Source organism: Mycobacterium sp. 012931, from assembly GCF_000419295.1.
Taxonomy (GTDB): Bacteria; Actinomycetota; Actinomycetes; order Mycobacteriales; family Mycobacteriaceae; genus Mycobacterium; species Mycobacterium marinum.
Map to the genome: position 1 here is coordinate 5,470,154 of NZ_AOPX01000001.1, position 19,463 is coordinate 5,489,616.

The 19,463-nt window shown below is 65.4% G+C and carries 13 protein-coding genes and 1 pseudogene; 9 read left to right on the forward strand and 5 right to left on the reverse strand.

Annotation, left to right across the window (positions count from 1 at the left end):
* Nucleotide 1 precedes the first annotated feature (1 nt).
* Both MMSP_RS23975 and MMSP_RS23980 read right to left on the reverse strand, forming a co-directional pair.
* Nucleotides 2–2,719, reverse strand: coding sequence for a cation-transporting P-type ATPase (locus MMSP_RS23975; RefSeq protein ID WP_020788692.1), 2,718 nt, complete (start codon nt 2,717–2,719; stop codon nt 2–4).
* A 122-nt stretch (nt 2,720–2,841) separates the two neighbouring features.
* A complete protein-coding gene (locus MMSP_RS23980; protein WP_020788693.1) occupies nt 2,842–3,705 on the reverse strand; it encodes a universal stress protein in 864 nt (287 codons plus the stop codon).
* 224 nt (nt 3,706–3,929) lie between these two features.
* Between MMSP_RS23980 and MMSP_RS23985 the strand changes: the two genes are divergently transcribed.
* A complete protein-coding gene (locus MMSP_RS23985) occupies nt 3,930–4,802 on the forward strand; it encodes an alpha/beta hydrolase family protein (protein ID WP_020727513.1) in 873 nt (290 codons plus the stop codon).
* Between the two features lie 51 nt (nt 4,803–4,853).
* The gene (locus tag MMSP_RS23990) at nt 4,854–7,016 is read left to right on the forward strand and encodes an acyltransferase family protein (protein ID WP_036426928.1); all 2,163 of its coding nucleotides are present in this window, start codon (nt 4,854–4,856) and stop codon (nt 7,014–7,016) included.
* Between the two features lie 297 nt (nt 7,017–7,313).
* Here MMSP_RS23990 and MMSP_RS23995 read toward each other — a convergent pair whose 3' ends face one another.
* A complete protein-coding gene (locus MMSP_RS23995) occupies nt 7,314–8,018 on the reverse strand; it encodes a GDSL lipase (RefSeq protein ID WP_369797338.1) in 705 nt (234 codons plus the stop codon).
* Nucleotides 8,019–8,150: 132 nt separating this feature from the next.
* Entirely contained in the window at nt 8,151–9,371 is a 1,221-nt protein-coding gene (locus MMSP_RS24000) for an acyltransferase (protein ID WP_172900578.1), read from the reverse strand.
* Between the two features lie 322 nt (nt 9,372–9,693).
* Here MMSP_RS24000 and MMSP_RS24005 point away from each other — a divergent pair, with 322 nt between their 5' ends.
* Both MMSP_RS24005 and MMSP_RS24010 read left to right on the forward strand, forming a co-directional pair.
* Nucleotides 9,694–10,143, forward strand: a complete 450-nt coding sequence (locus MMSP_RS24005; protein WP_011738902.1) for an STAS domain-containing protein — start codon at nt 9,694–9,696, stop codon at nt 10,141–10,143.
* A 712-nt stretch (nt 10,144–10,855) separates the two neighbouring features.
* Complete coding sequence (locus MMSP_RS24010; protein WP_020788697.1) at nt 10,856–12,529, forward strand: cytochrome P450; 1,674 nt, start codon at nt 10,856–10,858, stop codon at nt 12,527–12,529.
* Between the two features lie 169 nt (nt 12,530–12,698).
* Here the strand turns inward: MMSP_RS24010 and MMSP_RS30000 are convergent, their stop codons facing one another.
* Nucleotides 12,699–12,911, reverse strand: coding sequence for an MmpS family transport accessory protein (locus MMSP_RS30000; RefSeq protein WP_369797339.1), 213 nt, complete (start codon nt 12,909–12,911; stop codon nt 12,699–12,701).
* 931 nt (nt 12,912–13,842) lie between these two features.
* Here MMSP_RS30000 and MMSP_RS24015 point away from each other — a divergent pair.
* From MMSP_RS24015 to MMSP_RS24035, 5 genes and pseudogenes are all read left to right on the forward strand, one after another.
* Nucleotides 13,843–14,970 (forward strand): annotated as a pseudogene (locus MMSP_RS24015) (MMPL family transporter); the annotation flags it as partial.
* A gap of 17 nt (nt 14,971–14,987) precedes the next feature.
* Complete coding sequence (locus MMSP_RS24020) at nt 14,988–15,257, forward strand: glutaredoxin family protein (protein ID WP_036426931.1); 270 nt, start codon at nt 14,988–14,990, stop codon at nt 15,255–15,257.
* A gap of 110 nt (nt 15,258–15,367) precedes the next feature.
* Nucleotides 15,368–16,789, forward strand: a complete 1,422-nt coding sequence (locus MMSP_RS24025; RefSeq protein ID WP_020788699.1) for a glutamyl-tRNA reductase — start codon at nt 15,368–15,370, stop codon at nt 16,787–16,789.
* 13 nt (nt 16,790–16,802) lie between these two features.
* Nucleotides 16,803–17,747: a hydroxymethylbilane synthase gene (gene hemC, locus MMSP_RS24030; RefSeq protein ID WP_012392780.1), complete on the forward strand. Its 945-nt coding sequence runs from the start codon at nt 16,803–16,805 to the stop codon at nt 17,745–17,747.
* A 24-nt stretch (nt 17,748–17,771) separates the two neighbouring features.
* The gene (locus MMSP_RS24035; RefSeq protein WP_086085809.1) at nt 17,772–19,445 is read left to right on the forward strand and encodes a uroporphyrinogen-III synthase; all 1,674 of its coding nucleotides are present in this window, start codon (nt 17,772–17,774) and stop codon (nt 19,443–19,445) included.
* Nucleotides 19,446–19,463: the final 18 nt, after the last annotated feature.

Sequence of the window (19,463 nt, forward strand, 5' to 3'; positions counted from 1 at the left end):
ATTACCTGCGCTGTGCTGGGGCTATCCTGCGCACCAACTTGTCGGCGGCCACAACCAAGCTGACCACGGTGGCGACGCCGAAGATACGCAGCCATACCGGGGCGCCGATCGGCGCCGTCGCAAAGACCGCGTTCATCGCGGGAAGGTAGGTGATGGCAAGTTGAGCGATCGCTTGAGCAGCGACCCCAAAAATGATCCAGCGGTTGGACCAGAAGCCGATCCGCCAGGCCGAGCGGGTCAGCGACCGACAACTGAAGAGGTAGAACGCCTCAACGACAACAAAGAGGTTCAGCGCCGCGGTCCGGGCAGCTTCGACACTGGCGCCCTTGCCGACCTCCCATTCGAACAGCCACCAGGCTGAGGCCACGAGCAGCGTGGAGACCAGCAGAATGCGCCCCACCAGCGTGCGCGTCAACAACGGCTGGTCCGGGTCGCGCGGCGGACGGGACATGATGGCCGCCTCTTTGGGCTCGAACGCCAGCATCAGTCCGAGCGCGATCGCGGTGGTCATATTGATCCACAAGATCTGAGTCGGCAAGATCGGCAGGGCGGTGCCGAATGCGATGGCGGCAAGGATCACCAACCCTTCACCGATGTTGGTGGGCAGTGTCCAGGTGATGAACTTCGTCAGATTGTCGAATACCCCGCGTCCCTCTTCGACCGCAGCTTCGATGGTGGCGAAGTCGTCATCCGTCAGCACCATGTCAGCCGCGTCCTTGGCGACTTCGGTGCCGCTTCGGCCCATCGCGACACCAACGCTGGCCTGCCGCAGCGCCGGCGCATCGTTGACGCCGTCGCCGGTCATCGCGACCACGTGCCCTCTGGCCTGTAGGGCCTGGACCAGTCTCAGCTTCTGCTCGGGCGAGACCCGGGCGAACAGGGTGGCCTGGTCCACGGCGTCGGAATAGTCTTCGGCGTCCAGCGCGGCGAGGTCAGGGGCTGTAAGAACGGCACCCGGGCCGGGTCCGCCATCGTCGAGCAACCCCACCTGCGCCGCGATCGCCGTGGCAGTGCCGGCGTGATCACCGGTGATCATCTTCACGTCGATGCCGGCGGTGTGACAGGCCGCCACCGCACGCCGCGCGGCCCCCCGGGGCGGATCGAGCATCGCGTGCAACCCGGTGAACGCCAGGTCGCCCGGCAGCGTGTCTTCGTTGAGCTCCAGGGGACTGCCGCCAACACGCACCGCGGTGGCCAGGACCCGCAAACCTCGGGCGGTGAGCATTTCAGCAGCGTCCACGACAGCGCCAGGCTCCAGCGGGCGCAATGCGCCGTCGGCACCCATCTGCGAGCTGCACAGCTCGAGCACTCGCTCCACCGCGCCCTTGGCCAGCACCACACGATCGGCACCGTCGCGATGCAACGTGGCCATGTACTGGCGCTCGGAGCTGAACGGGATGGCCGCCTCTCGTGGCATTCCGGACGCGAGTCGCCCGAGGTCGAGCCCGGCCTTTGAGGCAACGACGAGCATCGCCCCCTCAGTGGGATCGCCGACGATGTCCCAGCGCGCGTCGTCATGGGTGAGCGCGGCATCGTTGCAGCTCGCCCCGGCGATCAAGGACCAGCGCAACGCCGCATTCGCGTCCATCGACATCGGTGCGCCATCGCAATCCTGCAGGATGCCGTCGGGTGCGTAGCCGGTGCCGGTCACCTCAACGACGTCGTCGGGGGTCCAGATCACCTGAACGGTCATCTGGTTTTCGGTCAGCGTTCCGGTCTTGTCGGTACAGATCACCGTGGTGCTGCCCAGCGTCTCCACCGTCGGCAGGCGCCGGACGACGGCGCGGCGCCTGGCCATGCGGGCCACCCCAATCGCCAAGGTGATCGTCACCGCGGCCGGCAGGCCTTCGGGAATCGCACCGACCGCCAGCGCGATCGCGGCGGTAAAGGTCTCGACGGCGTCCTGCTGCCGAAGCAGCCCGACGGCGAAGGTGACCGCCGCCAGACCCAGGATGGCGATGGTCAGGACCTTGCTGAACCAGGCGAGTTTGGCGGTCAGCGGCGTCATGAGCGTTTCCGCAGCCCCGACGAGGCGATGAATTTCGCCCAGTTCAGTCTCGGCGCCGGTCGCGACCGCGATGCCCGCGCCCCGGCCCGCGGTAACCAAGGTGCCCGAATAGACCATGTTGAGTCGGTCGGCTACCGGAGTTGCCTCCGGCAGTACGGCCACGGATTTGTGGACCGCCGCCGACTCCCCGGTCAGCGCCGACTCGTTGAGGTGCAGTTCCGTTGCTCGCACCAGTCGCAGATCGGCCGGCACCTTGTCGCCGCTCTCGAGCAGCACCAAATCTCCGGGAACGAGATCTTCGGAAGCCACGGTGTGCTCGTGGCCGTCCCGAATCACCGTGGCCTGGGTGCGCACCATGGACCGCAGCCCCTCCAGCGCCGACTCGGCCTTGGACTCCTGAATGAAACCCACGATTGCGTTGAGGACGACCACCCCGAAGATCACCGAGGAGTCGATGTACTCCTGCAAGCCCGCGGTGATCGCCCCGGCAACCAGCAGCACATAGATCAGCGGGTGGTGAAACTGCCGCAGAATGCGCAGCAGCAAGCCACCACGTTTGGCCAGCGGCAGGGCGTTGGGCCCGAATCGCTGCAGTCGCTCGGCCGCCTCGCCATCGGACAATCCGCGGTGCGGATCGGTCTCCAGCAACAGCACCACTTCGTGGGCCGGCAGACCGTGATGGGCCGCGGTGGCGGTCACCGATACCGACAATCACCTCACCTCGCCAGGAAACCGACAAGTCATGGCTCCCACCCTGCCTGATCAAACCCCTGCGGGGTCAGAGCCGGAAGTCACCCACCGCGCGGACCTAGGTCCAAGCGCCCCGTCGGCGCTCAGGAGTCGGCGGGAACCTGCCACCCGCTCGGCACCACCAGGACCGGCCGATGGGAGTGGTGCACGGTGCCCATTGCGACGCTGCCAAGCAATGTCTCGCGCGCGCCGGAATGTCCCCGCGAGCCGACCACCAGCAGGGCCGCGCCGTTGTCCTGTCCGGCCGCTACGAGCGCTTCGGAGACGGCTCGAGCGTGGAAACCGCGACCACGTTCGACACTCAGCTGCCGAAGCTCTCCCACGCCCGCCGCGGGCGGAGGCGCACTACCGTCGCCGACGAACACCAGCACCACCTCCCGGTCCGGGCACAGGCGTCTGGCCGCCGCCAACTCCGTTTCCGAGCCGGCCGAGCCGTCCCATCCCACCACCATCGGCCCCTTCGGCAGCGCGTCGTACTCGGCTGCCAGCATCGGATTGGGCACCACGACCACCGGTCGCGGGCAGCGGTGCAGCACCATGTCGGCCACGCTGCCCAGCACCGCTTGCGTCCCGCCGAGCCCCCGGGTGCCGACGAGTACCAGGTCTGCCTGAACTTCGTCGGCTTCCTCGGCCATGCGCAGTCCTTCGGGCCCCCAAGTCCGCTTGAGCACCGGTTCGGCATCCCATCCGGCGGCGCGGGCCAGGGTCGCGCCCATCGCGACCACTCGCCGGGCCTCGAGCTCCCCCTCGCGCTCCACCATCTCGACCAACTCGTTGGTGTTGCTGGCCATGGGCCGCAGACGCCGGCGCACCTTTTCGCTGGCGAACGGCGGAACCCAGAGATAGGTGATCCATCCGCGCGCTCCTGGGAACAACAACGCACCGGCGTCTATCGCCGTGCTCGCCCCCGGCGAGCCGTCGTATCCCACAACCGCGTTCACCGGCACGGTGCACCTCCTGGATAGGTCCCGGGCAACAAGGCCCGCCATCACTGGTCACATCGCATTGCTCCACAACGGAATCTACGCGCCGCACTTTTCGGCAACTTCGCTACACAACGGCTCGCTGTGGATTAGCCGCGCTCACCGGGCACGCCGGGATGTCACGCGACAATTACGTTGCCCGGTTGTCCGGCGTGCCTCGGCCGGAAACCCGGTGTCGGCACGGCATCATGGCGCTCGTGGCTGACCTGACCCGTCGCGCGGTGCTGCGTATGGGAGCCGGCACCAGCGCAGGAGCCGCCGGGATGTGGGCGCTGAGCGCATGGCTGAATCCCCTCGAACCCAAGGCGGCCCCACCGCAGGCACCCGCTCCGTTTGAGCCCCCGGCGGCCGGGAGCAGCCTGCCGACCAGGTTGTCCGGCTCGTTCATCTCGGCTGCTCGCGGCGGCATCAAGACGAATTGGGTGATCGCCCTTCCGCCCGGCCAGACCGGCTTGCTGCGTCCGGTTATCGCCCTGCACGGCAAGGACGGCAACGCGGGCATGATGCTCGACCTCGGTGTCGAAGAAGGCCTCGCACAGCTGGTGAAGTCCGGCAAGCCGCCCTTCGCCGTGGTGGGCGTGGACGGCGGCAAGACCTCCTACTGGCACCGCAGGGCCTCCGGCGGGGACTCCGGCGCAATGGTGCTCGAGGAGCTGTTGCCGATGTTGGCCGCGATGGGGATGGACACCTCCCGGGTAGGTTTTCTGGGCTGGTCGATGGGCGGATACGGGGCGCTGCTGCTGGGGGCCCGGCTGGGCCCGGCACGGACCGCAGGGATCTGTGCGATAAGCCCGGCCCTGTTCAGCTCCTTCACCGGCAGCGCGCCGGGAGCCTTTGACAGCTACGACGATTGGATGGCGCACCGCGTGGTGGGTCTGCCGGCGCTCAACCAGATTCCACTGCGCGTGGATTGCGGCACCAGCGACCGCTTTTACTTCGCCACCCGCCAATTCGTGAACCAGCTGAAGAATCCACCGGCGGGCAGTTTCTCCCCCGGCGGGCATGACGCGGAGTACTGGCGCGAGCACCTTCCCGGTGAACTCGCCTGGATGGCGTCCTAGCCATGCGTGCGGCCCCCACGAACCGACCAAATTGATGACAAGACGACGTTGATGACAATCCGGCAGGATCGGTCCGCCAGCCAGCTCCGCGCAGCGCAGCGGCCCGGTCCGCGAATCGCGTTTCGCCCCGACATCGAGGGCCTGCGCGCGATCGCGGTGGTGGCGGTTGTCCTGTACCACGCGGGTATTCCGGGGATCTCCGGCGGCTACATCGGCGTGGACGTGTTCTTCGTCATCTCCGGTTTCCTGATCACCGGGCTGCTTTGGCGCGAAGTGACCACCACGAATACGGTCGCGCTGGGCCGCTTCTATGGTGCGCGCGCTCGCCGGCTGCTGCCGGCCGCGGCAACCGTGGGCGTCGCCACGGCGATCGTCTCAGCCATTGTGCTGCCGCCGCTACAAGCACGACGGGTCTTCGTGGACGGCATCGCCAGCGCCCTCTATGTCGGCAACTACCGGTTCGCCGTGCAAGGCACCGACTACATGGCCTCCGATCTGCCGCCATCGCCGTTCCAGCACTACTGGTCGCTCGGGGTGGAGGAACAGTTCTATCTGGTCTGGCCGGCGCTGATCATCGCAACCGCGTGGTTGCTACGACGTATCGGGAAGAACAACCGCGGCGCCACCCCGTACGCGGTGGTCCTGGTGCTGGTGGCCGCGGCATCGCTGGCAGCCGCGGCAATCTGGACCCGCACCTCGCCGCCATGGGCGTTCTTCTCGCTGCCGACCCGGGCCTGGGAACTCGCCGTCGGTGGCCTGGTTGCCCTAACGATGCAGCAGTGGCGCCGGCTTCCGCTGGTCCCGGCGACCATCGTCGGATGGGGCGGTTTGGCGCTGCTGCTACTCACCTGCACCCAACTGGGCCCGAACACCCCGTATCCCGGCACGGCGGCGCTGCTGCCGGTACTGGGCACCGCGCTGGTGATCGGCAGTGGCTGCGTCACCGGTGCCATGGGGGTCGGGCGGGTGCTGTGCCGGCCCGTCATGCGCGCCATCGGCCGGGTGTCCTACTCGTGGTACCTCTGGCACTGGCCGGTGCTGCTGCTCCTGCCGACGCTGCTGGGTGACCCCGCGGGCCTGCCGGCCCGGCTGGCCGCTACGACCGTCTCCGCCGGCCTGGCGGTGATCACGATGTATCTGGTCGAGAATCCAGGGCGGTTCACCGCGGCATTGCGATCGGTCCGGGCCAGCCTGACACTGGCGGCGGCGGCCACCGCGGCCGCGGCGTGCGCGTGCGCGCTGCTGCTCACCGCGATACCGGTACCGGACGGCCATGGAACCGCGGCCCCGGAAGCCAAGATCATTGCGCTGCCCCCGGCCGCGCTACCCCAGCGAGCACTCAGCCCACAGGAGGCGGCGGTCCAGCAGGCGTTCGCCGCGGTGCGCGCGGCGGTCGCGGCCTCCGCCGGCCTGGGCGCGGTCCCGTCCAACCTGAATCCACCGCTGGCCGCCGCGCCCGGCGACAAGGCGGCGGTGTTCGTCAACGGGTGCCTGCGCTCCTGGCGCGACCTCGGTCAAAGCGAGTGCGCAACGGCCGACACCGCCTCGCCGACAACGGTGGCCCTGGTCGGCGACTCGCACGCCGCGATGTGGGACCCGGCGCTGCAATTGGTTGCCGAACAGCGCCACTGGCGCCTTGAAACGCTGGCCAAAGTGACCTGCCCGATGCAGGATCTACCAATCCTCAGCCCGTATCTGGGCCGCGAGTACACCGAGTGTGAGCAGTGGCGCGGCGAGATCATGGGGCGGCTACAGAGCGAACGGCCACGGTTGGTGGTGCTGAGCATGAGCCGGCGCTATCAACCGGACTTCAGCTTCGCCTCGTATGACCCCGCATGGATCGACACCTTGAACCGGACCGTGGCGCAGCTGCGTCGCAATGGTTCGAGCGTCCTGGTCCTGGGGCCCGTCGCGGATCCGCAGTCGTCGGTGCCCACCTGCCTTTCCGCCCATCTCGACGACGCCGGCGCATGCGCACCGTCGCGCTCCGCTGCTACCAACGCCGGCGGCGTCGCCGCCGAACAGACTGCCACCGAAGCCGGCGGGGGCCACTACGCGGACCTGACCGACCTGTTCTGCACCCCGGATCGCTGCCCCACGATCATCGGAAACACCCTGGTGTTCCGCGACGACAATCACCTGACGACCGAATACGCGCAGCTACTGGCACCCGTCATCGGCGCGCTCGCCGATCGTGCCCTGGCCGCGGGCTGACCCGGGCGATTGCCGGTCATCACGGCCAAATTCCTCGGCGAGTTTTCTGGCGAATGAACCACGCGGGGGCGCCGAACGTGCTAGGAATAAAAGAGCTTTGGAGGTTCAGATATGAGTCCGATGCTGTTGGTATTCGCCACGGTCGTCACGCCGCTCGCGGGACTCGGCCTCATGCAATTGCAAGCGCGCCTTGAGCGTTGGGACTACGAACGGCACGCCGAAGACTGAGAAGTCAGCCGCATGCTCGCTAAACACCCAGCGCAACTTCGCGTTTGGAGCTAATCAAGTTACCTGGAATTAACCGGCCAGCCGCGCGCCGATCAGCGGCGCAATCTTATCCGCCAAATATGCATGTCCGGCGTCGTTGGGGTGCACACCGTCCGCGCCGATCAGGTCGGGGCGGTCAAAGAACCAGCCTTCTGCGATCGGATCGACGAACTCGGCTTGTGCGAAGCCGGCGGCCGCGCGGACGACGTCGCGAATCTGCAACACCGGAATGGGTACGTCAGGGGTCGGCCATGGCGGTCCGATCACCAGTAGCCGCGCCGAGGGCGCGACGCGGTGCGCCAGGTCGAATGCATTGCGCGCCCGGTCGCCGAGCAGCCCTAGGTCCACCCCTTGGTCGTTGCGCGAGCCGAAGAACACGACCAGTGCATCGTCGGGTTTGACCGCACCGGCGGTCAGATCCTCGAACACACTGCCGTGGTCGCCGGGCATGCCGTAACCGGCCCTGCCCTCCGCGGCGACGTCGGCGTTGATCCGCATGCCTCGCTGGGCCAGCTCTCGCCAGGCAAGAGAAGTCCACGCATTCGGTCCCCGGCCGCCCTCATCGGTGCCGGTGGTGTAGGAATCACCGATCACCGCGATATGGCTGAGCCGATAGTCCACGGTCAGGGCGTCGTATGCGCGCGCCCGCGCCGGGTGCAGCGGGCGCAGCGGAAATCCAACGACCACACCGACGAGCAGGGTGAGACCGATCACGACCATGACCAGACGACTCACCACCACCTCCACCACAGACCGAATCATTGTGTGCCGCACGCAAATCAAATCATACGGGGAACCCGTCGCTACCTCGCAAATGACGCATCCCACGTGTCACGCCCGATGAATCACGGCCAAGCGCGCCACTGTTCAAACCGCGCGAGCCGAAAACCCTTCCAGCGCACCATCGGCCTGATTGCGCTTACCGTTCACCGGCTCGCTGGGCTCGATTCTGGCCGTCACGGCTCTGACATCGACCATCCTACGCATCCAGCGCCGGGCTGGCTCTTCGATGAAGTGGTACAGCAGTACCGAGGCCGCCACGGCGATCACAAGCAGGCCGATGACATTCCATTTCCACGGATTGTCCTGCGGCGTGAGCTCGAATTGCAGCACCGCCCAACCCCATGCCGTGTGCACCAGCTCGTGAACCATGTACAAGCAGAACGAGATCTCACCGCCGTAAACCATGACCCGAGTCGACAGCAACCTCGGCAGACTACCCACGCCGACCGCGAGGGTGACTATCAACGGCACAAACAGCACGTCGACCACCCCGCCGCTGTCCACGACTCCGCTTATCGGGTGCGCGTCAACCAGGTAGAGGATGCCCACGATGGCAGCGATCAGCAGGACCGACAGGTAGCCGGAGGCCCGCCGGGCCCGGTCGGTCAGCCGCAATCGGCGCACGGCGGCGGCGGCCAGCGCACCCGCAACGAATTGGGTGACAATTCGGGGCAACCAGCTCCAGGGCGTGTAGAACTGGCCGCTGGCCAGCAACAGGATCACCGGGGGCAACGACGCCGCGAACGCCAACCACATCAGGTTGCGCGCCCGGGTGGCATGCGTCATCCGGAAGATGACCAGAACCAGTGCGCCGAACAGCAGGTAGGCCAGCCATTCCGCGCTGATCGACCAGGCCGGCCCATCCCAGCTGGAGTCGTCGAAGAAGGGCTGAAACCACAATTGCACCATCAGCACCTGGCGTATGTAGCTGACCGCGGTGAGCTGACCGACCTCGGGCAGCGGCACATGCCCCACGTGCAGGGTCATGATCACCAACAGCGCGGCAAGGTGCATGGTGACCAGGTACACCGGCCACACCCTGGCCAGCCGCAGCCACAGAAAGTGCAGGGTCGCCCGCGTCGACCACGAATGGCCCATGCGATCGAGATAGTTCCAGGTCAGCACGAACCCACTGAGGATGAAGAACAGGTCGACGCCCTGTGCGCCGCAGTTGAGCACCGGAGCGAGGTTCTCCCGAAAATCCGGCGATGCATCGGCCAGCATGGGGCGGAAGTGAAACAGCACCACCCACACCGCGGCGACGATGCGGAGTCCCGTCAGGGCTTTGATCTCACCCTGGAGCATTGGGCTGCGCACGATGGTCTTTCCGCGCTCTCTACCATCTAGAAATCCGCTGTCTGGTTCGCCTGCTAGTGCGGCTGACCCGGGGATCCAGCCACCTCACGAGCCCCCCGACGGGCAATCGGCAGCCTAGCAGCTCCGCTCGCCCGAAATGCCGCACGAAGCCTGTGCACCGGTTGGGAAGCGCGCGGCGGGTCGCCGGCCTCACATCTTTAGCAAAGAGTTAGACGCAACTGTTGGTCTCGTTAGTTTTGACGTGCAGCGTTGGGAGACAGAATTTGACCGGGTCCGAGCTACACAACGCCAAGGGGAATGGGGGCCGCTGATGGGTATCGCGATCACTGCGTCGAGCTTCGCCGATCGACAGAAAAATGGCACCTTCGAGTGCAGCGGCGCGGTGGTCCGCGCGCACTGCCGCCACCTGGCCACCATCGTGACCATCCGGGGCGAGATCGATGCCGTCAATGTCGATCAGGTCACCGAGCGCATCCAGCACTTCATCCACGGGACGAACCCGGTGGTCCTCGATGTCGGCGACGTCAGTCACTTTTCTCCGGCCGGGATCTCGCTGCTGGCCGCCATCGATGAGGAGTGCCACGCCGCGGGAGCGGAATGGACCTTGGTCGCAGGCCCGGCCGTGGTTGAGCTACTGGGTGAGGACATGGCAACGATGTTTCCGGTCGCGCATTCGGTGCACGAGGCGCTGCGCAACCTGGCTGAGGCCAACAGCAGTCGCCGTCAGCTGATGTTGTCGCTGGTCCGCAAAACCGCTTAGCGTGCGAGATCCGAGCTGTTGTCGGCAGGCCCGCTGGGCAGTTATCGCGCCCGAATCGCGCCCGCCGCAGCCGGCAGACTCCCACGACCGCGAGCACCCCGCCAGGGTCGCCAGGGTCAGGGTCAGCACCCATTTGCTGTGGGTGATAGATCACCGACGCCGTGACGGATTGACCTGCGGTAACGGGAGCGCCGGCCACCGTTGAGGTGGCCTGTCCTGATTTGGCTCACGATTGGCGGTTCGCGGTAGCTGTGGCGCCTTGAACTTTGGGAGTGGTTTAGCCGAGGCTTGCGCACTAATACGGCGCCTCGCCGGCGGATTCCGAGCCGCTGCCGATTCACGTCCTCGCTGACGAGGCGCACTAAAGTGAGCCAACTCGGGGCAACAGCTACACCGCATCGTTGCATCTGACCCTCGCGACGCCGCTAAACACCTCTCACATCAGCAGATAACGATTCTGAGTTACGGATCATGTTGTGTAGCAGAACTATTCGCAAGACCCGACACTCTCGGCCATCAGCAACATCGACCCACCGACCCGCACCGCGCAGCACGGGAAACGCGAATCCCGCTGATCTATAAGCACTATCGCAGACCGCGCAACCTCACGCTACCCACCAACGACAACCACCACAGCCTCCCGACGAAACCTCCCACCCGTTCCGATCAACAGCGATCTCCGAACACAAACGCATGTACGGCGCAGTCTGATGTGAGCAGATCGTCGACATCGCGGCCCGGCACGGACGGTCGGGGAAGAAACCAACGCGACCATGCTGGGTCATCCAGATTCATTGAGAATCCCTTGAGCCCAACGCTCTTTGATTGGTGTCGAAATCTCAGCAGCCTCTCGCCCTATCGGCAGTACAGCGGCCGAAGGCTTCGGGCTGGCCAAATGGAGTTCAGTGCCTTTGATCGAACGCAACGTCCGACGAGATACTTGGTTGAAAGGGTTGTCTTGGTGGTTGATCCGCCCGATATCCGTTCTTTGCCCTTGGCGCCGAGAAACCCACTGCCTTACTGGCAACAGCTGAAGGCGCTCAAGACGCTTCATGTTGGCAGTGAGGCCCTGCGTGACGCTGGTGGGTCGGTGACTCGTATCGGGCTGGGTCCCAAACGGCTCGTACCACCAATGGTCATGGTCACTTCACCCCAAGGGGCTCGCGACGTCTTGGGGCGCTCAGGTGCGTTGTCGGACCGAGGAACGCTGCCACTCTTGAAGGATCTGCGTCGCACCATCGGCGAGAGCGTGCTGAACCTCCCGCACGACACCTGGCTTCCACGAAGGCGCACACTGCAGCCGATATTCACCAAGCAGCGCGTCGCCGGATTTGCTGGACACATGTCCGAGGCAGCCAATCACATACTCCTGGGATGGCCTGACGGCGCGGAGGTCGATCTGAACGCGGCTTCTCACGCGCTGGTTCTTCGTGTCGTGGGGCACTCGGTTTTTGGGCTGGACCTACAGGACAAGGCTGACGTGATCACCACTGGCGTGACATTGGCGGCGAAATGGGCGGCTGATCGTTCCGCACGACCTGTGCGCGCGCCGCACTGGCTACCGACCCCAGCGCGACGAAGGGCTCGGGGCGCCTACGACGCTATGTACAAGATCGCGGCCGACATGCTGGCGGCGTGCGGGGCTGATCCGAGTCGAGAAGCACCGCTGATTAGGGCCCTGATTGATGCGACTGACCCCAACACCGGAGAGTCCTTGTCTGACCAGCAGATCTGTGACGAGATGGTCTATTTCATGATCCTCGGCGAAGACACCACCTCGACGGTGCTGACCTACGCACTGTGGGCGCTAGGGCAACATTCCCAGCTACAGGATCGACTCGCCGCTGAGGCTGCTGAACTGGGCGATCGTCCGTTAACGCCTGCCGAAGTCCCTCGCCTCGGATACACGATCCAAGTGCTGCAAGAAGCTATGCGGCTGTGCCCGCCGGGCCCCACGGTGGCGCGAAGAGCCATGCAAGATATCGAGGTGGATGGGTATCGCGTGCAAGCTGGCACCTACTGCCTTGTCGGTGTGTACGCCATGCACCGCGACCCCGCACTCTGGGACGATCCGCTAGCGTTCGATCCCGATCGGTTCGCTCCGAAGAAATCCAAAGGCCGCGACCGCTGGCAGTATCTGCCATTCGGAGGCGGCGGGCGTTCCTGCCTCGGGGATCATTTCGCCATGCTCGAAGCGAGCCTAGCGCTAGCCACGATCATCCGCGAGGCTGAAATCCACTCACTCGATGGGGATTTCCCCGTTGCCATTCCACTACCCATCGTCCCTGCCGGACCTATCCGTGCCCGGGTAAACCAACGCAGGCCAAGCCAAGAGGTGTGTACGACGACGTTGTCTGATTCTTCAGCGTCTTCTTCAGCGTCGTGATTTCGCCAGGATCGTGGATCGACTCGCTGAGGTGTCTGAGGACTGATCTTTGGCGCGCTTCGCGTCGTAGGCAGCGTGTATCTGCTGATCTGCCCGGCTTCTCCTGCGTTTTTGTCCTAGCCCCTTCACCGGACATAAGGTCCGCGCATTCACACCGTTCGACGTACGTTCATCCCTTAACCTCGCCATCAATGCTAATACGACCACTTATCGTCGAACCATCACCCTGGGCTACCAATATCGGGGCGACCGATTCTGCTGTCGCCCTGACAGTTATAGGCCACGGCAATGCTATTTTGTTGAGGTCACGCGGTATCACTTCCGGGTCGAGGTGGTCAATATCCGCATAGGCACCAGAATCAGACACATCATACGTCACCATTTTCGGGTTGCATCCGCACTACCACCAGTGCCGGTCTGACAATCACCAAGACAGCGACAATAGGGATCTACCGCCGCCCCAACACCGAAACTATATTATGCCGAAGGATAAGAATGATGTCATTGACCAGATTGCCTCTATTATACGAGGCATGTCAGCGGCTAACGACACCTATGCGCCCTGGCAACAAATTGTATGCAACCCAGTATTTTTTCAAAACCAATCTCAGTTCCACCCGTAGTTACGCTGCCCGCCGAACTATCAGAGGCACATCTTCGGGGCACGGACCGGAGCCGCCGTGGACCACAGAGCAGCGGAAAATACCTGTGTTTGGAAAGCCCATTCAACCCATCCCCGGTGGGCGCCTCTCCGCGTGACCACAACCAGTGGTGACGCAACCCAAACCGTGCGACGGGTGCACCCAGGCGCGGAATTTCAGCATAAGCTTACTGTTCAGGGTGCCCTTTGACATCACACCGGAGCCGGCAGACGGAGCAACGCAACCACCGGCGATAGACAACCCGCCTAACCCCGAGACTGGCTTCCCCGCCCGATGGGCGGCCATGCGCACCCATCAATGAGACATTCATGTCTTATATTGAACAGTTTCAACCCCGGCGCGACAATTTGTGTTCATATTTTGAATTCGAGTCGACCTATACAGAATCGCGACATATGCCCTGGGTCGTCCACAGACGTTTTCCGCAGATGCTCGAAAGCCAGGGCGGCCCTGACCGCCCGGGCAAAGGTAGATGAGATCTTTGCCTGCTATTGCTGGTGAGGTTGGTTGCGGAAAGTCTAAACGCATAGCTTTCCAGCTTGCATGGGCGCCATTTCCCGCTTGCTATAGGTATTATCGGAGGTTGATCAGTGGGGCCACGCCAGGGCGGATTGCCTTTAACCCGCGGCCAGCTGGGCATCCAGGCCCTGGCTGCTACCCAAGATGCGTGCGCAGATTCCGCCGATGATCAACACCATGACGATCATGCGCGACATGCTGCTCGTCTGGCACGGCACACTGCAGTCGTTCTACGAGCAACAGGACTCGGGCAGCAAGGATCCCGGCGCAATGGGGCGGGTGTTCGACGCGGCCCAAATCGATGATTCGTTCTATCTGCCGGAGTCGGCTTTCAAGAATCCGGATTTCCAACGTGGTCTGAAGATGTTCCTGTCCAAGGACGGCAAGGCGGCGCGGTTCATCATCGCGCTCGACGGCGACCCCGCGACGTCAGCGGGCATCTCGCGCGTCGCGTCGATCAAGCAGGAGGCGCGCGAGGCGATCAAGGGCACCCCGTTGCAGGGTGCGGCGATCTATTTGGGCGGCACCGCGGCGACGTTCAAGGACATCAGCGAGGGCGCGACCTTCGATTTGCTGATTGCCGGCGTGGCCGCGATCAGCTTGATCGTGATCATCATGATGCTGATCACCCGAAGCGTGGTGGCCGCCGCGGTGATCGTCGGGACCGTGCTGCTTTCCATGGGGTCTTCGTTCGGCCTATCCGTGCTGGTCTGGGAGGACATTCTCGGCATTGAGCTGTACTGGATGGTGCTGGCGATGTCGGTGATCCTGCTGCTGGCGGTGGGATCGGACTACAACCTGCTGCTGATCTCCCGGCTCAAAGAGGAGATCGGCGCCGGCCTCAATACCGGGATCATTCGTGCCATGGCCGGTACCGGAAGCGTGGTGACAGCCGCCGGAATGGTGTTTGCTGTGACGATGTCGCTGTTCGTGTTCAGTGACTTGCGGATCATCGGGCAGATCGGCACCACCATCGGATTGGGCCTGCTGTTCGACACGCTGATCGTGCGCTCGTTCATGACGCCGTCCATCGCGGCGTTGCTGGGCCGTTGGTTCTGGTGGCCGCAACGAGTTCGCCCGCGCCCGGCCAGCCAAATGCTGCGGCCGTCGGGACCCCGCAGCCTGGTTCGTGCGCTCTTGCTGTCGCCGGAGAACAAGTCGCCAGAGGGCCATCGCCTTCCCGAACCTGGTGCCCCGGGCACGCCGAACAGCAGCGATGTCACCGTCGCCGGACGTGCGCCAATTCAGCCGTCAGGTTAGCTGCCACACTGATGCCCATGACAGAGCCAACACATCGCCGGCAGGTGGAGCTATTGACCCGCGATGGTTGCGCGATCTGCTTGCGAGTGCACGCGCAGTTGGCCGAGTTGGCCGGTGAGCTCGACTTTGACCTGGTCAGCACCGATGTCGACGTTGCCGCGTCGGCCGGCAACGCACAATTGCGGGCCGAGTTCGGCGACCGGCTGCCGGTGATTCTGCTGGATGGGCGCGAGCACAGCTACTGGGAAGTCGACGAACCCCGGCTGCGGGCTGACCTGGCCAGCTGAGGAGCCCATACCCGTCTAGTCGATTATTTGGTAGCCCAACTACCAAGCGTCTACCGTAGAGAGCAGTTCACTTTCTCGAGACGCAAGGGAGCGGGCCAGGTGATGCTGCCGTGAGCATCTTGCTCTTCGGGGTTTCGCACCGTAGTGCGCCGGTCTCCGTCCTGGAACAACTCAGCATCGAGGAGTCCGAGCAAGTCAAAATCGTCGACCGGGTGCTGCAGTCGCCGCTGGTCACCGAGGCCATGGTGCTGTCGACGTGCAACCGCGTCGAGGTATACGCCGTTGTCGAGGCGTTCCACGGCGGTTTGTCGGCGATTGGACAGGTGCTCTCCGATCACTCCGGTATGTCGATGGGGGAGCTGACCAAACACGCTTACGTGCGCTATAGCGAGGCGGCCGTCGAGCACCTGTTCGCGGTGGCCAGCGGACTGGATTCGGCGGTGGTCGGCGAGCAGCAGGTGCTCGGCCAGGTGCGCCGTTCGTACTCCGCCGCCGAGGCCAACCGCACCGTCGGCCGGGTGCTGCACGAGCTGGTCCAGCGCGCGCTGTCGGTGGGCAAACGGGTGCACTCGGAGACCTCGATCGACGCCGCGGGTGCCTCGGTGGTGTCGGTCGCGCTGGGCATCGCCGAACGCAAGCTGGGCGGTTTGGGCGCCAAGACCGCCGTGGTCATCGGAGCGGGGTCGATGGGGGCGCTCTCCAGCGCACATCTGACCCGGGCCGGCATCGGCAAAGTCCACGTGCTGAACCGTTCGCTGGCCCGTGCACAGCGGCTGGCCGGCAAGATCAGGCAGTCGGGCGTGCTCGCCGAAGCCCGGACACTGGACCGGCTGGCCGAAGTGCTGACCGACGCAGATGCGGTGGTCAGTTGCACCGGGGCGGTGGCTCCGGTGGTTTCCCTGGCCGACGTGCACCACGCGCTGGCCACCGCACGCCGCGACGAGACGACCCGGCCCCTGGTCATCTGTGATCTGGGGATGCCCCGCGATGTCGACCCGGCCGTGGCCAGGCTGCCCGGTGTCTGGCTGATCGACGTGGAGCGGGTGCAACGCGAACCGTCGGCCCATGCCGCTTCCGCCGACGTTGCTGCGGCCCGCCACATTGTCGCGGCCGAAGTCGCCGGCTATCTGGCGGGGCAGCGGATGGCCGAAGTCACTCCGACCGTTACGGCGCTGCGCCAGCGTGCCGCGGACGTGGTCGAGGCGGAATTGTTGCGCCTGGACAACCGGCTGCCGGGGCTGGACAGCGCCGAACGCGACGAGGTGGCCCGCACGGTGCGACGGGTGGTCGACAAGCTGCTGCATGCGCCGACGGTGCGGATCAAACAACTGGCCAGTGCCCCTGGTGGCGACAGCTATGCCGAGGCATTGCGCGACCTGTTCCAACTGGACCAGACCGCCGTCGACGCCGTAGCGACCGCCGGCGAATTGCCCGTCTTTTCAAGCGGATTGGATGCCGGAGCCGGCCCGCAGGGCGCTGATGGCCCGTCGGCCGGCCCGACCCCGTCTGCCCCCAACCCTTCCGCCGAGTAGCTGATTGGCGCACGTGATCCGGATAGGCACCCGGGGCAGCCTGCTGGCCACCACCCAGGCTGCGACCGTTAGAGACGCTCTCATCGCCAATGGCCATGCCGCCGAGCTGGTCACCATAAGCACGCTCGGCGATCGATCCTCGGCGCCGATCGAAACTCTCGGTGTGGGGGTTTTCACCACCGCGCTGCGCGAGGCTATCGAGGACGGCCGCGTCGACGCCGCTGTGCACTCGCACAAAGATTTGCCAACCGCCCAGGACCCCAGGTTCACCATTGCGGCCATTCCGCCACGACAGGACCCCCGCGACGCAGTTGTTGCCCGCGACGGGCTGGTGCTCGGGGAATTGCCGGTCGGTTCGCTGGTGGGAACCTCGTCGCCGCGGCGGGCCGCGCAGCTTAGAGCATTGGGTCTCGGTTTGGAAATCCGCCCCCTAAGAGGCAACCTAGATACCAGGTTGAACAGGGTAAGTAATGGTGATCTTGACGCCATCGTGGTGGCTCGGGCCGGGCTGGCCCGGCTGGGCCGTCTCGACGACGTCACCGAGACGCTGGAGCCGGTACAGATGTTGCCAGCGCCTGCTCAAGGTGCGCTCGCGATCGAATGTCGAGCCGGCGATAGTCGGCTGGCAACAGTGTTGGCGGAGTTGGACGACGCCGACACGCGGGCAGCGGTCACCGCCGAGCGAGCCCTGCTCGCCGAACTGGAGGCTGGTTGCTCCGCGCCGGTGGGTGCGATCGCTGAGGTGGTCGAGTCCATCGACGAGGAGGGACGGGTTTTCGAAGAGCTGTCGCTACGCGGCTGCGTGGCGGCACTGGACGGATCCGACGTGATCCGCGCGTCCGGAATCGGCACTTCCGGTCGGGCACGGGAGCTTGGGCTCGCCGTTGCCGCGGAGCTGTTCGAGCTGGGCGCTCGAGAGCTGATGTGGGGAGAGGGCAATTCCCCGCAAGGAAGTTGAGTGAGTGACTTGGGAGCGACAATGATGACGCGAGGGCGCAAGCCGAGGCCGGGCCGCATTACTTATGTGGGCTCTGGCCCAGGTGACCCGGGTCTGTTGACCACACGGGCCGCCGCGGTACTGGCGAACGCCGCCCTGGTGTTCACGGACCCCGATGTGCCTGAATCGGTGCTGGCCCTGATCGGTAACGATCTGCCGCCCGTCTCCGGGCCGGCGCCCGCGACTGCAGTGGCCGACAATGCTGACGCTGCGACCGGCGGCCCCGCCGAGGATGAGTCCGACCAGGCGGTTCCGGCGGTGGTCTCTAGTGGTCCGGACATCCGCCCGGCGCTGGGTGATCCCACCGAAGTTGCCAAAACGCTGACCGCCGAAGCCCGTTCGGGCGCCGACGTGGTGCGTTTGGTGGCCGGTGACCCGATGTCGGTGGACGCGGTGATCGCCGAGGTCAACGCCATTACCCGCAGCCACCTGCAGATCGAGATCCTGCCCGGTCTGGCGGCAACCAGCGCGGTCCCGACCTATGCGGGACTGCCCCTGGGCTCCGCGCACACGGTTGCCGACGTGCGTGGCGACGTGGACTGGGAGGCGCTGGCCGCCGCACCGGGTCCGCTGATCCTGCAGGCCACCGCGTCACATCTGGCTGACGCGGCCCGCACGCTGGTTGAGCACGAGCTGGCGGACACAACGCCGTGCGTGGTGACCGCGCACGGAACCACCTGCCAACAGCGCTCGGTGGAAACCACCCTGCAGGGGCTGACCGATCCGGCCATCCTGGGTGGAACCGACCCTGCCGGCCCGCTGACCGGGCCGCTGGTGGTGACCATCGGCAAGACCGTGAGCAATCGCGCCAAGCTGAACTGGTGGGAGAGCCGGGCACTGTACGGCTGGACCGTATTGGTACCCCGAACCAAAGACCAGGCCGGCGAAATGAGCGAGCGGCTGACGTCCTACGGCGCCCTGCCGGTCGAGGTGCCGACGATCGCCGTCGAACCGCCGCGCAGCCCGGCGCAGATGGAACGCGCGGTCAAAGGCCTGGTCGACGGCCGGTTCCAATGGGTCGTGTTCACCTCCACCAACGCCGTGCGCGCGGTGTGGGAGAAGTTCGGCGAGTTCGGCCTGGATGCCCGGGCGTTCTCCGGAGTGAAGATCGCCTGTGTGGGCGAGTCGACTGCCGACCGGGTTCGCGCTTTCGGGATCAGCCCGGAGCTGGTCCCGGCCGGGGAACAGTCCTCGCTGGGCCTGCTGGACGAATTCCCGCCCTACGACAGCATTTTCGATCCGGTCAACCGGGTGTTGCTGCCGCGCGCTGACATCGCCACCGAGACGCTGGCCGAGGGGCTGCGCGAGCGTGGCTGGGAGATCGAGGACGTGACGGCCTACCGCACGGTGCGGGCCGCTCCGCCGCCGGCGGCCACCCGCGAGATGATCAAGACGGGCGGTTTCGACGCGGTCTGCTTCACCTCGAGTTCTACGGTGCGCAATCTGGTCGGTATCGCCGGTAAGCCGCACGCGCGGACCATCATCGCCTGCATCGGACCCAAGACCGCCGAAACGGCCGCCGAGTTCGGGCTCCGGGTGGATGTCCAACCCGAGACTGCCGCGGTGGGTCCGCTGGTGGACGCGCTGGCCGAGCACGCCGCCCGGCTGCGCGCCGAAGGAGCCCTGCCCCCGCCTCGCAAGAAGAGTCGCCGGCGCTAGTGGTGCACGCGGAGGGAT

What these genes read in the sequence shown, in the direction of transcription:
- MMSP_RS24035 (WP_086085809.1), top strand. Translation starts at nt 17,772, where the DNA reads ATGACGCGAGGGCGCAAGCCGAGGCCGGGCCGCATTACTTATGTGGGC.
- MMSP_RS24000 (WP_172900578.1), bottom strand. Translation starts at nt 9,371, where the DNA reads ATGCTCCAGGGTGAGATCAAAGCCCTGACGGGACTCCGCATCGTCGCC.
- MMSP_RS24020 (WP_036426931.1), top strand. Translation starts at nt 14,988, where the DNA reads ATGACAGAGCCAACACATCGCCGGCAGGTGGAGCTATTGACCCGCGAT.
- MMSP_RS24005 (WP_011738902.1), top strand. Translation starts at nt 9,694, where the DNA reads ATGGGTATCGCGATCACTGCGTCGAGCTTCGCCGATCGACAGAAAAAT.
- MMSP_RS23985 (WP_020727513.1), top strand. Translation starts at nt 3,930, where the DNA reads ATGGCGCTCGTGGCTGACCTGACCCGTCGCGCGGTGCTGCGTATGGGA.
- MMSP_RS23990 (WP_036426928.1), top strand. Translation starts at nt 4,854, where the DNA reads ATGACAATCCGGCAGGATCGGTCCGCCAGCCAGCTCCGCGCAGCGCAG.
- MMSP_RS30000 (WP_369797339.1), bottom strand. Translation starts at nt 12,911, where the DNA reads ATGGTGACGTATGATGTGTCTGATTCTGGTGCCTATGCGGATATTGAC.